General features: G+C 61.1%; 15 protein-coding genes. 9 read left to right on the plus strand and 6 right to left on the minus strand.

The window, feature by feature from the left end; genetic code table 11:
• Window positions 1–4 precede the first annotated feature (4 nt).
• A complete protein-coding gene (locus AA098_RS21920) occupies window positions 5–232 on the minus strand; it encodes a hypothetical protein (protein WP_003254918.1) in 228 nt (75 codons plus the stop codon).
• Window positions 233–326: 94 nt separating this feature from the next.
• On the minus strand, window positions 327–893 hold the full coding sequence (dcd, locus tag AA098_RS21925) for a dCTP deaminase (protein ID WP_003258001.1): 567 nt from the start codon (window positions 891–893) through the stop codon (window positions 327–329).
• Window positions 894–1,220: 327 nt separating this feature from the next.
• Here dcd and AA098_RS21930 point away from each other — a divergent pair, with 327 nt between their 5' ends.
• A complete protein-coding gene (locus AA098_RS21930) occupies window positions 1,221–1,430 on the plus strand; it encodes a cold-shock protein (protein ID WP_003254922.1) in 210 nt (69 codons plus the stop codon).
• A gap of 251 nt (window positions 1,431–1,681) precedes the next feature.
• Here AA098_RS21930 and apbC read toward each other — a convergent pair whose 3' ends face one another.
• Window positions 1,682–2,776 carry an iron-sulfur cluster carrier protein ApbC gene (gene apbC / locus AA098_RS21935; protein ID WP_003254924.1) on the minus strand — a complete coding sequence of 365 codons (1,095 nt, stop codon included), beginning with the start codon at window positions 2,774–2,776 and terminating at the stop codon, window positions 1,682–1,684.
• A gap of 158 nt (window positions 2,777–2,934) precedes the next feature.
• Here apbC and metG point away from each other — a divergent pair, with 158 nt between their 5' ends.
• From metG to AA098_RS29610, 7 genes are all read left to right on the plus strand, one after another.
• On the plus strand, window positions 2,935–4,974 hold the full coding sequence (metG, locus tag AA098_RS21940) for a methionine--tRNA ligase (protein ID WP_054889542.1): 2,040 nt from the start codon (window positions 2,935–2,937) through the stop codon (window positions 4,972–4,974).
• 106 nt (window positions 4,975–5,080) lie between these two features.
• A complete protein-coding gene (locus tag AA098_RS21945; RefSeq protein ID WP_003254927.1) occupies window positions 5,081–5,629 on the plus strand; it encodes an Rnf-Nqr domain containing protein in 549 nt (182 codons plus the stop codon).
• Window positions 5,626–6,597, plus strand: a complete 972-nt coding sequence (locus tag AA098_RS21950; RefSeq protein WP_060546245.1) for an RnfABCDGE type electron transport complex subunit D — start codon at window positions 5,626–5,628, stop codon at window positions 6,595–6,597. Before AA098_RS21945 ends, AA098_RS21950 begins: the two co-directional genes overlap by 4 nt.
• The gene (locus AA098_RS21955; protein WP_004576225.1) at window positions 6,594–7,196 is read left to right on the plus strand and encodes an RnfABCDGE type electron transport complex subunit G; all 603 of its coding nucleotides are present in this window, start codon (window positions 6,594–6,596) and stop codon (window positions 7,194–7,196) included. Before AA098_RS21950 ends, AA098_RS21955 begins: the two co-directional genes overlap by 4 nt.
• The gene (locus AA098_RS21960) at window positions 7,189–7,713 is read left to right on the plus strand and encodes an Rnf-Nqr domain containing protein (RefSeq protein WP_003254934.1); all 525 of its coding nucleotides are present in this window, start codon (window positions 7,189–7,191) and stop codon (window positions 7,711–7,713) included. The genes AA098_RS21955 and AA098_RS21960 overlap by 8 nt, the downstream gene beginning before the upstream one ends.
• Before the next feature lie 4 nt (window positions 7,714–7,717).
• Window positions 7,718–8,356 carry an endonuclease III gene (gene nth, locus AA098_RS21965; RefSeq protein WP_003254935.1) on the plus strand — a complete coding sequence of 213 codons (639 nt, stop codon included), beginning with the start codon at window positions 7,718–7,720 and terminating at the stop codon, window positions 8,354–8,356.
• A 104-nt stretch (window positions 8,357–8,460) separates the two neighbouring features.
• The gene (locus AA098_RS29610) at window positions 8,461–8,637 is read left to right on the plus strand and encodes a PA3496 family putative envelope integrity protein (protein ID WP_003254937.1); all 177 of its coding nucleotides are present in this window, start codon (window positions 8,461–8,463) and stop codon (window positions 8,635–8,637) included.
• A 70-nt stretch (window positions 8,638–8,707) separates the two neighbouring features.
• Here AA098_RS29610 and AA098_RS21970 read toward each other — a convergent pair whose 3' ends face one another.
• The gene (locus AA098_RS21970) at window positions 8,708–9,331 is read right to left on the minus strand and encodes a response regulator transcription factor (protein ID WP_064615000.1); all 624 of its coding nucleotides are present in this window, start codon (window positions 9,329–9,331) and stop codon (window positions 8,708–8,710) included.
• A gap of 368 nt (window positions 9,332–9,699) precedes the next feature.
• On the opposite strand from AA098_RS21970, the gene AA098_RS21975 reads away from it, so the two are divergent.
• Window positions 9,700–10,182 (plus strand): hypothetical protein, encoded by a 483-nt coding sequence (locus AA098_RS21975; protein ID WP_064615001.1) that lies wholly within the window; start codon window positions 9,700–9,702, stop codon window positions 10,180–10,182.
• Between the two features lie 67 nt (window positions 10,183–10,249).
• On the opposite strand, the gene AA098_RS21980 is transcribed toward AA098_RS21975, so the two are convergent.
• Together AA098_RS21980 and AA098_RS21985 are read right to left on the minus strand one after the other, a co-directional pair.
• A complete protein-coding gene (locus AA098_RS21980) occupies window positions 10,250–11,467 on the minus strand; it encodes an argininosuccinate synthase (protein WP_003254941.1) in 1,218 nt (405 codons plus the stop codon).
• Between the two features lie 874 nt (window positions 11,468–12,341).
• The gene (locus AA098_RS21985; protein WP_004575662.1) at window positions 12,342–13,283 is read right to left on the minus strand and encodes an OmpA family protein; all 942 of its coding nucleotides are present in this window, start codon (window positions 13,281–13,283) and stop codon (window positions 12,342–12,344) included.
• Between the last annotated feature and the right edge of the window lie 62 nt (window positions 13,284–13,345).

Here is a 13,345-nt window from a genome sequence, read left to right on the forward strand (position 1 = left end):
ACGCTTAAGCGACAGGGGCGGGAGGCGGCTCGTCCGGCAAGGTCGGCTCACCCGGCTCCATGGGAGGCGTCTCACCGGGTTCCGGCGGTTGCGGGGTATCGGGGTCAGGTTGATGGGGCACGCCCCCCGCTTGCATGGGCAGCGGGTGCGCCAGCAGTGACCAGGGCAACAACCCTACGTGATTGGGCTGCAGGCCTGCCAGCTTGGCACTGATTGCGGGATGGAGTTTCATTGGCTGCTCCTGACGAAAGCCGATGTACATCATGCACACCGGCGTTACTTCGTTGGAGTGCCAAAGGCGCGGGTAATTCCCCGCGCTTGTCGGCTCAGGTACGCGGCAGCGTGACGCCGCGCTGGCCCTGGTATTTGCCGCCACGGTCCTTGTACGACACTTCGCACTCTTCGTCGGACTGCAAGAACAGCATCTGCGCCACGCCTTCGTTGGCGTAGATCTTCGCCGGCAGCGTGGTGGTGTTGGAGAACTCCAACGTCACGTGGCCTTCCCACTCGGGCTCGAGCGGCGTGACGTTGACGATGATGCCGCACCGGGCGTAGGTGCTCTTGCCCAGGCAAATGGTCAGCACGTCACGGGGAATGCGGAAATATTCGACAGTACGCGCCAGGGCGAAAGAGTTTGGCGGGATGATGCACACGTCGCTCTTGATATCGACGAAGCTGCCAGCATCGAAATTTTTCGGGTCGACGGTGGCCGAGTTGATGTTGGTGAACACCTTGAATTCGTCGGCGCAGCGTACGTCGTATCCGTAGCTGGAGACGCCGAAGGAGATCACGCGGCTGTCCTGCTCGCCGCGCACCTGGCGCTCGACGAACGGCTCGATCATGCCGTGTTCCTGCGCCATGCGGCGAATCCACTTGTCCGATTTGATGCTCATGGCGGGGTGTCCTGAAGAGTTGCGAGGTGAAAATCGTGACGCGCATATTACCGGTCCCGGCGCCCAGGTTAAAGTTCCATCCCACATCCCGCGCCGGGTGGGGGCTGCAGCCGCCGCCGATCCGAATTTGCCTAAAGCGTCTTCTGACCATTGGCAGGTTGCGGAAAGTGGGGTAAGGTGTTGCCACTGTGCTGCACGTGACACCGAGAATCTCTAGTTTGATGCACGATCCTGATCGGCCCATCGCTGAATTTTCTGCTCTCTTTGCGCTCAGTCCCGGGCAGGGTTTTTCCTGACCGTTATCAAATTGTCCAAGGAGACAGAAAAATGTCCAACCGTCAATCCGGTGTTGTTAAGTGGTTCAACGATGAGAAAGGCTACGGCTTCATCACCCCTCAGTCGGGCGATGACCTGTTCGTGCACTTCAAAGCCATCCAAGCTGACGGCTTCAAAACCCTGAAAGAAGGCCAGGCTGTTACTTTCGTCGCTACCCGCGGCCAGAAAGGCATGCAGGCTGAAGAAGTTCAGATCGCCTAAGTCGATCTAGCTTCCTAGCTTTCAAAAAAACCCGCCTTCTGGCGGGTTTTTTTATGCCTGTCTGAAGGCCATGCATTGCAAGTGTGTGGAGCCTTGTGTCGCGAAAGGGCCGCAAAGCGGCCCCAGCAATCTATGCATTATGCCGAGATCCTGGGGCCGCTGCGCGGCCCTTTCGCGACGCCAGGCCGCTCCCACAGGGATCGCGCCAGCTTTTAGAAATTGAGCAAGACAGTTGCCCCACAGGGAATGCGTCAGTCTTCGCTGATGGTAATGCTGGGCATTGCCGGCGCCGCAGCTTCCTGCAGCACGATCCGCGCGCCCACCTGGCGGGCCAGTTCCTGGTAAACCATGGCAATCTGGCTTTCCGGCTCGGCGATCGCCGTCGGCTTGCCGCTGTCGGCCTGCTCACGTATCAGCATCGACAACGGCAGCGACGCCAGCAGGTCGACGCCATACTGGCTGGCCAGCTTCTCGCCACCACCTTCACCGAACAGGTGTTCGGCATGGCCGCAATTCGAGCAGATATGCACGGCCATGTTCTCGACCACACCCAGCACCGGAATGTTGACCTTGCGGAACATTTCCACGCCCTTCTTGGCATCCAGCAGCGCCAGGTCCTGTGGCGTGGTGACGATCACCGAACCGACCACCGGCACCTTTTGTGCCAGGGTCAGCTGGATGTCACCGGTACCCGGCGGCATATCGATCACCAGGTAATCCAGGTCATCCCAGGCGGTCTGGGTGACCAGTTGCAGCAGCGCGCCAGAGACCATCGGGCCACGCCATACCATCGGCGTGTTGTCGTCGGTGAGGAAGGCCATGGACATGACTTCCACGCCGTGGGCCTTGATCGGCACGAACCACTTCTGCTCACGAATCTGTGGACGGGTACCCTCGGCGATGCCGAACATCACCCCCTGACTGGGGCCGTAGATATCGGCATCGAGAATACCTACCCGCGCACCTTCACGGGCGAGGGCCAAGGCCAGGTTGGCAGCGGTGGTCGACTTGCCCACACCGCCCTTGCCCGAGGCCACGGCGATGATGTTCTTGACGTTGGCCATGGCTGGCACCTGGGCCTGGGCCTTGTGCGCAGCCACCACGCAATCGATCGAAACCTGGGCGCCAGTGACTCCCTCGAGGCTGCCAATGGCGGTCTGCAGCACCTGGGCCCAGCCGTTCTTGAACAGCCCTGCGGCATAACCCAACTGCAACTGCACGCTGACCTGCCCGCCCTGGATATCGATGGCGCGCACGCAGCCGGCGCTGACCGGGTCCTGGTTCAGGTAGGGGTCGGTGTACTGGCGAAGCACGCCTTCAACGGCGGCACGGGTGACGGCACTCATGGAGACTCCCATTGGCAAACTGAATGTAAAACAGCCTCCTATCCTAACCCGTCAATCGTCAGCAGATGCGCTTGCGGGGTGAAATATCTTCGCCAGCCCTTTATAGTGGCCGATCACCCTCATTTTTACCCCGTAGCCAGATAAGTAGCCGAGCCACCATGTCCGAGCCACGCCAGATTCTCGTCACCAGCGCCCTGCCCTATGCCAATGGATCGATCCATCTCGGCCATATGCTGGAGTACATCCAGACGGACATGTGGGTGCGCTTCCAGAAGCTGCGCGGCAACCAGTGCATCTATGTCTGCGCCGACGACGCCCACGGTTCGGCCATCATGCTGCGCGCCGAAAAGGAAGGCATCACCCCGGAACAGCTGATCGCCAACGTCCAGGCCGAGCACAGCAGCGATTTCGCCGACTTCCTGGTGGACTTCGACAATTTCCACTCCACCCACAGCGAAGAGAACCGCGAGCTGTCGAGCCTGATCTACTCGCGCCTGCGTGAAGCCGGGCACATCGCCACCCGTTCGGTGACCCAGTACTTCGACCCGGAAAAAGGCATGTTCCTTGCCGACCGCTTCATCAAGGGCACCTGCCCGAAGTGCGCGGCCGAAGACCAGTACGGCGACAACTGCGAAAAATGCGGCGCCACCTACGCACCCACCGAGCTGAAGAACCCCAAGTCAGCGATCTCCGGTGCCACCCCGGTACTGCGTGATTCCCAGCACTTCTTCTTCAAGCTGCCAGACTTCCAGGCCATGCTGCAGCAGTGGACCCGAAGCGGCACCCTGCAGGACGCGGTAGCCAACAAGCTGGCTGAATGGCTGGACTCCGGCCTGCAGGAGTGGGACATCTCCCGCGACGCGCCGTACTTCGGCTTCGAAATCCCGGGTGAGCCTGGCAAATACTTCTACGTATGGCTGGATGCGCCAATCGGCTACATGGCCAGCTTCAAGAACCTCTGCGCACGCCGCCCGGAGCTGGACTTCGACGCCTTCTGGAACGAAGGCTCCAAGGCCGAGCTGTACCACTTCATCGGCAAGGACATCGTCAACTTCCACGCCCTGTTCTGGCCTGCCATGCTCGAAGGCGCCGGCTTCCGCAAGCCGACCGCGGTCAACGTGCACGGCTACCTGACGGTCAACGGCGCCAAGATGTCCAAGTCGCGCGGTACCTTCATCAAGGCCCGCACCTACCTGGATCACCTGCAGCCGGAATACCTGCGTTACTACTATGCGGCCAAGCTGGGCCGTGGCGTCGACGACCTGGACCTGAACCTGGAAGACTTCGTGCAGAAGGTCAACTCCGACCTGGTCGGTAAGGTCGTCAACATTGCCAGCCGCTGCGCCGGCTTCATCCACAAGGGCAACGAAGGCGTGATGGTCGGCGGTGATGCCGCACCAGAGCTGACCGAAGCCTTCCTGGCTGCCGCCCCCTCCATCGCCGAAGCCTATGAAGCCCGTGATTTTGGCCGCGCCATGCGTGAAATCATGGCACTGGCCGACCGCGCCAACGCCTGGATCGCCGACAAGGCACCGTGGTCACTGGCCAAGCAGGAAGGCAAGCAGGATGAAGTCCAGGCCATCTGCGCCCAAGGCATCAACCTGTTCCGCCAGCTGGTGATCTTCCTCAAACCGGTACTGCCGGTGCTGGCCGCTGACGCCGAGGCTTTCCTCAACGTGGCCCCGCTGACCTGGAACGACCACCTGACACGCCTGGAAAACCACCCGCTTAATCCGTTCAAGGCCTTGATGAGCCGTATCGAGCCGGCCAAGGTCGAAGCCATGGTCGCTGCCAGCAAGGAAGACCTGCTGGCTGCCGAAGCCAAGGCCCCGGCGGGCAATGGCGAGCTGGCCAAGGACCCGCTGTCGGCAGAGATCGAGTTCGATACCTTTGCTGCCGTTGACTTGCGTGTGGCGCTGATCGTCAAGGCTGAAGCCGTGGCGGGTGCCGACAAGTTGCTGCAACTGACCCTGGACATTGGTGACGAGCGCCGCAACGTGTTCTCCGGCATCAAGTCGGCCTACCCAGACCCGTCCAAGCTGGAAGGCCGCCTGACCATGATGGTAGCCAACCTCAAACCCCGGAAGATGCGCTTTGGCGTGTCCGAAGGCATGGTCATGGCTGCCGGCCCTGGCGGTGAAGAAATCTACCTGCTGAGCCCGGACAGCGGCGCCAAGCCAGGCCAGCGCATCAAGTAACCGCCCTGCGGGCCATTGTGGGAGCGGCCTGCCCGCCCCCACAATTACGCAGGCCCCTTCATGCCAAACCCGGACAATCGGCCCGATTCCCGGCTATCGTCATCTCATGAATGACTACATCCTGGTCCTGATCAGCGCCGCACTGATCAATCACCTGTGCCTGCTCCGACAGCCACTCTCCGGGCTGCAACTGCAGGTGCACGGCCTGGCCTGCGCCCTGTGCATCGCCCTGGGCGTAATCGGCGCGCAGTTGCTGGTGCACGCGGTACTTGCCCCGTTGCACATCCACGATCTTGCCCTGTTTCTGCTATTGCCCTGGCTGGCTTTGCTCGCCTGGGGCCTGCCCTGGCTATTGGCCAAGTGGCGCCCGGCCTGGCCTGTAGTGGGGTTGCCAGCGTTGCTGTTGAGCAATGCAGCAGTGCTTGGGCTGGCCCTGCAACAGACAAGCGACGACGGCACCTGGCCAACCATGCTGCTCCAAGGCTTGCTGACCGGGGGCGGCTTCTGGCTGGCGCTGATGGTGTTCGCCGACCTGCGCCAGCGCAGCGCCCACGCCGATATCCCCAACGCGCTGCGCGGCCTGCCCATCGAATTGATCGGCGCCGGGGTAATGGCCATGGCGTTTTCCGGTTTCAACGGAATGTTTGGCCAATGAGCAGCCCCGATCCGCGCCTACGCACCAGCATGCGCCTGGTCTTGCTCGCCTGCACGCCTGGACTGCTGGCGCTGTTTTGGCTGCATGGCTGGGGCATGATGCTGAACCTGTTGCTGTGCGCCAGCGCCGCGCTGCTGTGTGAGGCATTGCTGCTGGCACTGCGCAGCCAATCACTGAGCCAGGCGCTAAACGACGGCAGCGCACTGGTGACCGCCGTGCTGCTGGCGGCCGCCCTGCCCACCTTGGCGCCATGGTGGCTGCCGGTCATCGCGGCAAGTGTCGCGATCGGTATCGGCAAGCAGGCCTACGGTGGGGTCGGGCGAAATCTGTTCAATCCGGCCATGGTGGGTTATGCCTTCGTGCTGCTCAGCTTCCCGTTGCAGATGAACCATTGGCCTGGGCAGGCCCCAGGCCTGCTCGACAGCGTGCAGCAGGTGTTCGCTGGGGGCGAACAGATCGATGCCTGGGCCCGTCCGACATTGCTCGACGGCTTGCGCCACAACCGCAGCCTGACCATCGACGAGCTGTTCGCCAGCCATCCAGGCTTTGGCAACATTGGCGGGGCAGGCAGCGAATGGGTCAACCTGGCATTCCTGCTTGGCGGCCTGTTCTTGATGCAGCGCAAGGTGATCAGTTGGCATGCGCCGGCAGGTTTGCTAGCAGGGCTAGTGGTATTCAGCCTGTTGGGCTGGAACGGTTCGGGGTCGGACTCCAATGGCTCGCCTTTGCTGCACCTGTTTTCCGGCTCGACCATGCTGGCAGCCTTCTTCATTGCGACCGAGCCAGTGTCCGGCCCCAGAGACGACTGGGCCAAGCTGTGCTTCGGCGTGGGGACAGGGGTGCTCATCTACCTGATTCGTACCTGGGGCAGCTACCCGGATGGCACCGCGTTCGCCGTCCTGCTGATGAACCTTTTGGCACCGGCGCTCGATCGTATGGCTGTGCGGCGTCAGCAGGCAGCCCGATGAAGCGCGGGGTTCGGGATGTGGGCCTGCTGCTGCTGACTGGAGTATTGGCAGTGTCTGCCACCCTGGCCTGGCGGCAGTGGACCGGTCCGGCCATCGCCGGCGCTGAAAAGCAGCTGCAAAGCCGCCAGCGGCTGGCCGTGCTGCCCGACGGTAGCTATGACAACCAGCCGCTGGAAAGCCCACTGCCAAGGCCCGCCGCACAGCGGCCCAACAGCCGTATCCTGGCGGCTTACCGTGCCACTTTGGCAGGTAAGCCAAGCGCCATTATCCTGATCACACAGACCCAGGGGTATGCCGGGCCGATCGTACTGAGCGTCGCCATCACCACGGACGGCCGGCTGATCGGCAGCCAGGTTGTCGAACAACAGGAAAGCCCCGGGCTGGGCGACCGCCTGGGAGATCCGCGATTGCACTGGCTGAGTCAGTTCAACAACCGCGATCAGGGCGATCACTGGGCACTGAAGCGGGACCAGGGTGACTTTGACCAATTGGCCGGCGCAACCGTGACCTCGCGAGCGGTGATCGCCGCATTGCAGGACACGCTGAGCTATTTCGACGAGCAGCGTAGTGTATTGCTGGAGGGCGCCGCGCATGAATAGGTTCTGCCTGCTGGCCATGAGCCTGGCGCCACTGCTGGGTGCCACCCGAACGCTGGCTGAAGGCGCGGCCATCGGCCTGTGCGCAGTAGTGATGGGGTGCCTGCACCAACTGTTGCTGGCGCCACTGCGTAAACACATGGCCAGCTGGGCCTATGTACTGGCTAGCCTGCTGCTGCTGGCAGCCTTGGCCAGTTGCCTGCAGTTGGCCATGCGGGCCTGGCTGCTACCGCTGGCCATTGCTTTGGGCCACTATCCCGCATTGTTGTGCCTGCAATGCCTGGCCAGTGACCACCTGCTGCCTGACCAACACCGCTGGCGCCTGCTCGCAACGCACCTCGGCGCTGTCTTTGCCAGTTGCCTGCTGCTGGGCGCCAGCCGCCAATGGCTGGCTGACCATGCCGAGCTGCACCTGGCCAGCCTCGCCCCTGGTGCGCTACTGCTGCTGGGACTGCTGTTGGCCTTGTACAATCGCCTGCTTCCGGGCCCTGCCCACCCACATCGTCAAGGAAAGCCCTGATTTCATGAATGCCGCCAAACGCCTGGAGATTTTTCGCAGGCTGCACGAAGACAACCCCGACCCCAAGACCGAACTGGCCTACACGACCCCGTTTGAACTGCTGGTCGCCGTGACACTGTCCGCGCAATCCACCGACGTCGGCGTCAACAAGGCCACTGCCCGCCTGTTCCCCGTCGCCAACACCCCCGAGGCCATCTATGCCCTGGGCGTTGAAGGCCTCAGCGAATACATCAAGACCATCGGGCTTTACAACAGCAAGGCCAAGAATGTCATAGAAGCGTGCCGGCTGCTGATCGAGCGCCACGACAGCCAGGTACCGCAAACCCGCGAAGCGTTGGAGGCGCTACCCGGCGTCGGCCGCAAAACCGCCAATGTGGTGCTTAACACGGCGTTTCGCCAACCGGCCATGGCCGTGGATACTCATATTTTCCGGGTGAGTAACCGCACGGGCATCGCGCCAGGCAAAACGGTGCTGGAAGTGGAAAAGAAACTGGTCAAGTTTGTACCCAAGGACTACCTGCTCGACGCCCACCACTGGCTGATCCTGCACGGGCGCTACGTATGCCAGGCGCGCAAGCCAAGGTGCGGCAGCTGCAGGATCGAAGATTTGTGCGAGTACAAGCACAAAACCTCCGACGATTGAGCCGATTGCCAAAAACCACTCACGTCGATTGAAAAAATCTTTTTTACCAGCGTCTGCTTTCTGGTTATAAGGACGGCCAATGGCCCCTTGGCTTGGAGCGACTCATGAGTACCGATAAAGACGACCTGTCGATCGATGATGATTTTGTTGCCGCAGACGATGACGCGGAGCCACAGGTTGAAACAGCAAAAACCAACCTGAGCAAACGCCGCACCATCGACAACATGCTGGAAGAACGGCGCCTGCAAAAGCAGTTGGCCGATTTCGATTACGACCTGTAGTGCGGGTCCCGTAGTCAAGGACCGATAGCCCTGGCAAAGCCTCCTGGCTGGAGGCTTCAAGGCTTGGCGATCAGTTCAGACCTTGCCGTTGCGCCAGCTCGATCAGGTCAACCAATGACCGTGCATTGAGCTTGAGCAGCAGCCGTGACTTGTAGGTACTGACCGTCTTGTTACTGAGGTACATGCTGTCGGCAATCTCCTTGTTCGAACGCCCTCGCGCCAGTTGTTGCAGCACCGTCATTTCTCGCGCAGACAGGCGATGCACCATATCCGTCTCGCTGCCCGCCCCCCTGCCACGTGACGCATGCAAGGCCTGGTTGGGGAAGTAGCTGTAACCCGACAACACAGCCTTGATAGCGCTGAGCAGTTCGGTAAGCTCCTGCTGCTTGCACACGTAACCCGCCGCCCCTGCCTGCATGCAGCGCATCGAAAAGTTGCCGGGGGCCTGCGACGTCAGCACCAGTACCTTGCTACCCGGGCTGAATGTCGCCATGCGGGCGATCACCTCCAGGCCATCCAGCTTCGGGATACCGATATCCAGCACCACAATATCCGGCAGGTGTTGCCGCGTCAGCTGCAGCGCAGCTACCCCATTGTCAGTCTCCGCCACAACGTCATACCCATGCCGCTCCATCAGCATGCGTACGGCCAGGCGTATGACCGGATGATCATCCACGATAAGCACTTTATTCATGCGATATCCATACATTGTTGTTGCTTTGGCACGCCACGATAACCGACAGGACGCTTGCTGGCGCGGCGATTTACCAGCGAAAGCGATGGACAGAAAAAGCCTACAGAACTTACAGAAACTTCCTACACATAATGACTAGGGTTGTAACAAACAAATTACTTATTACCGAAAGAAACGGTACCACCCACAGACATAAACGTACCAGTTGAATACTGATCTTGAGCAGAGGAAAACTTCCGATTCAAACACGTTGAAAAAGCCATACAACGAGGTTCTCTGACGATCATTCCTCCCCCGGGAAACAATCCAGCCTTTAGTTGAGTACAGCAGTAAGGTAAAGATGGACAAAACCGCTGGAGACGGCCCATATGACCCAAGCACAACCTGTCGCCCCGCTGACGATCATTGCCATCTTCGCGGGGATCATCGAAGCCTCCGCCCTTGCCACACTGCCATTTCTCGGCGAGTCCAGCCAAAAGCTCTACACCTGGTTCCTGGTAGGCTTTCCATTCTTTCTGACGGCACTGTTCTTTCTGACGCTCAACTTCAATTACAAGTCGTTCTACAACCCGCTACCCGACACCACAGCACAGCCCAACACGCCAGCACTGAACAGTGTGGCCACACCCGCGATTTCCAATGATGCCCGTGAGGCGGTACAGGGCGAGCCTGTCACGTTCATGTTCTCCGGCCCCGACGCCTATCGCATGATGGAGCAGCAACTCTTGCACGCACTTGCCCAACCGCCCGAGCCAACGCGAGTCTGGCGCTTTTGCAATCTGGACAGACGTCAATGTGCGCAGCTTTCGATCAGCGCACTTGAGGGCGATGATGTGAGCCATCGAAGTTGAACGACCCACCTTTGCGCGGGCATAAAAAAACCCCGGACTGAGCCGGGGTTTTCGCACACACCAGCAATCAGAGCAGCGAACGGCCCTTGTTGGCGGCAATGCGCATACGCAGTGCATTGAGCTTGATGAAGCCAGCAGCATCTGCCTGGTTGTAGGCACCACCATCTTCTTCAAAGGTGGCGATGTTGGCATCGAACAGCGAATCGTCCGACTTGCGGCCAACCACGGTCACATTGCCCTTGTACAGTTTCAGGCGCACTACACCATTCACGTTGACCTGCGAAGCATCGATCATCTGCTGCAGCATCAGACGCTCCGGGCTCCACCAGTAGCCGGTGTAGATCAGGCTGGCATACTTTGGCATCAGCTCATCTTTCAGGTGAGCGACTTCGCGGTCCAGGGTGATCGACTCGATGGCACGGTGTGCCTTGAGCATGATGGTACCGCCAGGCGTTTCGTAGCAACCGCGCGACTTCATGCCGACGTAACGGTTTTCGACGATGTCCAGACGGCCGATGCCGTTGGCACCACCGATACGGTTCAGGTCTGCCAGGACGGTGGCCGGGGATTTCTCGACGCCGTCGATGGCAACGATGTCACCATTGCGGTAGGTCAGCTCGATGTAGGTAGCCTGGTCCGGGGCGTTCTCAGGCGAGACACTCCAGCGCCACATGTCTTCTTCGTGCTCGGTCCAGGTATCTTCCAGGACACCGCCCTCGTAGGAGATGTGCAGCAGGTTGGCGTCCATCGAGTACGGCGACTTCTTCTTGCCGTGGCGCTCGATCGGGATGCCGTGCTTCTCGGCGTAGTCCATCAGCTTTTCGCGGGACAGCAGGTCCCACTCACGCCATGGGGCGATGACCTTGACGCCTGGCTTCAGGGCATAGGCACCCAGCTCGAAGCGCACCTGGTCGTTACCCTTGCCGGTGGCGCCATGGGAAATGGCGTCAGCGCCGGTTTCGTTGGCGATTTCGATCAGGCGCTTGGCGATCAGCGGACGGGCGATGGAAGTACCCAGCAGGTACTCGCCTTCGTAGACGGTGTTGGCGCGGAACATCGGGAACACGAAATCACGCACGAATTCTTCGCGCAGGTCGTCGATGTAGATCTCTTTAACGCCCATTGCCTGGGCCTTGGCACGGGCCGGTTCGACCTCTTCGCCCTGCCCCAGGTCAGCAGTGAAGGTCACCACTTCGCAGTTGTAGGTATCCTGCAGCCACTTGAGAATCACCGAAGTATCAAGGCCGCCGGAATACGCCAGTACGACCTTTTTTACGTCCGCCATGCCATCACTCCACGGGGTTGTACGGAAAGGGACCGATTCTACCGGCGTTGCGGATAAATTTACAGTGGGGCGACAGCTTCTGACGACAAAGCGACAGGAACTTTCGTAGGGGCGACGGGCGGTCGGTTGCGGGATGTGGCATGAGGACCATGGAGGGGCGTCGAGCCGCAGCGTGCATGCCTTGAGGAGTTCAGCGCCTGTGAGATCGAGCGCCGCCAGGTGTCCGCCTCGACACATTCTGCACCTGTGAGACCGAGCGCCGCCAGGTGTCCGCCTCGACACATTCTGCGCCTGTGAGACCGAGCGCCGCCAGGTGTCCGTCTCGACGCATTCTGCGCCTGTGAGATCGAGCGCCGCCAGGTGTCCGCCTCGACACATTCTGCGCCTGCGAGATCGAGCGCCGCCAGGTGTCCGCCTCGACGCATTCTGCGCCTGTGAGATCGAGCGCCGCCAGGTGTCCGCCTCGACACATTCTGCGCCTGTGAGACCGAGCGCCGCCAGGTGTCCGTCTCGACGCATTCTGCGCCTGTGAGATCGAGCGCCGCCAGGTGTCCGCCTCGACACATTCTGCGCCTGTGAGACCGAGCGCCGCCCGCGCGGCGCTTCGCGGGTAAACCCGCTCCTACGTTTGTTTCGGGCCAATTATGCCTGTGGGATTCGCGCGCGAACGCCTTGGTGCCTATCTCGATATCGCGTCGTACCAACAAGGCGGTCGCGCGCGCCAGGCACAGGATGGACTGGCCCGAAACAAACGTAGGAGCGGGTTTACCCGCGAAGCGCCGCGCGGGCGGCGCTCGATCTCACAGGCGCTGAAAATGTTGTGACGAACCCCTGGCGGCCTTGATGCGAGCCCATGACATGCACCGACCAGATCTCAGGGCGCCTTCGCCCCCGGGACGCCCGAGGCAGGTGCAACAACCGGCGCCGCTTGCTCAACCGGCTTTTCCACCGGTTTCTCAACCACCGCCACCCGATCCAGCTCGATATTCACCCGCCGATTACGCGCCCGATTCGACGCACTGTTGTTCTTCGCGAGCGGATAACGTTCGCCATGGAAGCGCACAGTGATCTGCTCCTCCGGCACACCGTTAGCCTTGAAGTAATCGGCAACGGCCAATGCGCGGCGGCGTGACAGGTCGCGGTTGGCCAGGCGGTTGCCACTGTTGTCGGAATGCCCATTGAGCTCGACATGATTCACCGTCGGGTCGGCTTTCATGTAATCGAGGATCACGTCCAGCCGCGCCTTGGCTGCTGCATCCAGCTCGATACCGCCCCCGGGGAAACCCACCTGGGTCTGGCGCACCTGGTCGTAGTTCATCGGCAACAGCTTGCCAGCACAGACCTGATAGTCATTGTAGGCTTTGGCGAAGCTGACCGGCAGCACACGCACCTCCATCGGCCTGCCCGCCTCACCGGTGTAGTTGCGCACAACGGTGCTACGCCCGTCGAGCAAGCCGTTGATCAGCCGGCTGGCCTGCCCTTGGGAGGAGCTGAACAGCACGCCACTGCGGGCCATACGCACATTGCCCAGGTTGATATCGCCACGCCCAGGTTGCCACGGCGCTGCCGCAGCCAGCAGGCTGGCGGTGCCGGCACCCAGTACGTTGCTGTCCGACCGCAGCTGGAACACCGGCTGCTCGCCTGCCCGACGCACGAACGTACCGCTGCCGAAACCTTCGATCGGCTGGCTCAGACGGCACTCGAACTGGTCACCCTCGACCTTCCAGGCAATGTTCTCCATGCGCGTCTGGAAAGTCAGTGCGCCGGCCGGCAGGCTGGCGAACAGGGTCAACAGGGCTAGGTAACGCTGGCGCACGGGCGGCTCCACAAATTCTGACGGCTTACCTGCAGGCTATCGGACGCTGTCCGGAAAACTTG

The organism is Pseudomonas sp. JY-Q, assembly GCF_001655295.1.
Taxonomy (GTDB): domain Bacteria; phylum Pseudomonadota; class Gammaproteobacteria; order Pseudomonadales; family Pseudomonadaceae; genus Aquipseudomonas; species Aquipseudomonas alloputida.

Coding starts and splice junctions, on each gene's coding strand:
- AA098_RS21920 (WP_003254918.1), bottom strand. CDS start 232: ATGAAACTCCATCCCGCAATCAGTGCCAAGCTGGCAGGCCTGCAGCCC.
- dcd (WP_003258001.1), bottom strand. CDS start 893: ATGAGCATCAAATCGGACAAGTGGATTCGCCGCATGGCGCAGGAACAC.
- AA098_RS21930 (WP_003254922.1), top strand. CDS start 1,221: ATGTCCAACCGTCAATCCGGTGTTGTTAAGTGGTTCAACGATGAGAAA.
- apbC (WP_003254924.1), bottom strand. CDS start 2,776: ATGAGTGCCGTCACCCGTGCCGCCGTTGAAGGCGTGCTTCGCCAGTAC.
- metG (WP_054889542.1), top strand. CDS start 2,935: ATGTCCGAGCCACGCCAGATTCTCGTCACCAGCGCCCTGCCCTATGCC.
- AA098_RS21945 (WP_003254927.1), top strand. CDS start 5,081: ATGAATGACTACATCCTGGTCCTGATCAGCGCCGCACTGATCAATCAC.
- AA098_RS21950 (WP_060546245.1), top strand. CDS start 5,626: ATGAGCAGCCCCGATCCGCGCCTACGCACCAGCATGCGCCTGGTCTTG.
- AA098_RS21955 (WP_004576225.1), top strand. CDS start 6,594: ATGAAGCGCGGGGTTCGGGATGTGGGCCTGCTGCTGCTGACTGGAGTA.
- AA098_RS21960 (WP_003254934.1), top strand. CDS start 7,189: ATGAATAGGTTCTGCCTGCTGGCCATGAGCCTGGCGCCACTGCTGGGT.
- nth (WP_003254935.1), top strand. CDS start 7,718: ATGAATGCCGCCAAACGCCTGGAGATTTTTCGCAGGCTGCACGAAGAC.
- AA098_RS29610 (WP_003254937.1), top strand. CDS start 8,461: ATGAGTACCGATAAAGACGACCTGTCGATCGATGATGATTTTGTTGCC.
- AA098_RS21970 (WP_064615000.1), bottom strand. CDS start 9,331: ATGAATAAAGTGCTTATCGTGGATGATCATCCGGTCATACGCCTGGCC.
- AA098_RS21975 (WP_064615001.1), top strand. CDS start 9,700: ATGACCCAAGCACAACCTGTCGCCCCGCTGACGATCATTGCCATCTTC.
- AA098_RS21980 (WP_003254941.1), bottom strand. CDS start 11,467: ATGGCGGACGTAAAAAAGGTCGTACTGGCGTATTCCGGCGGCCTTGAT.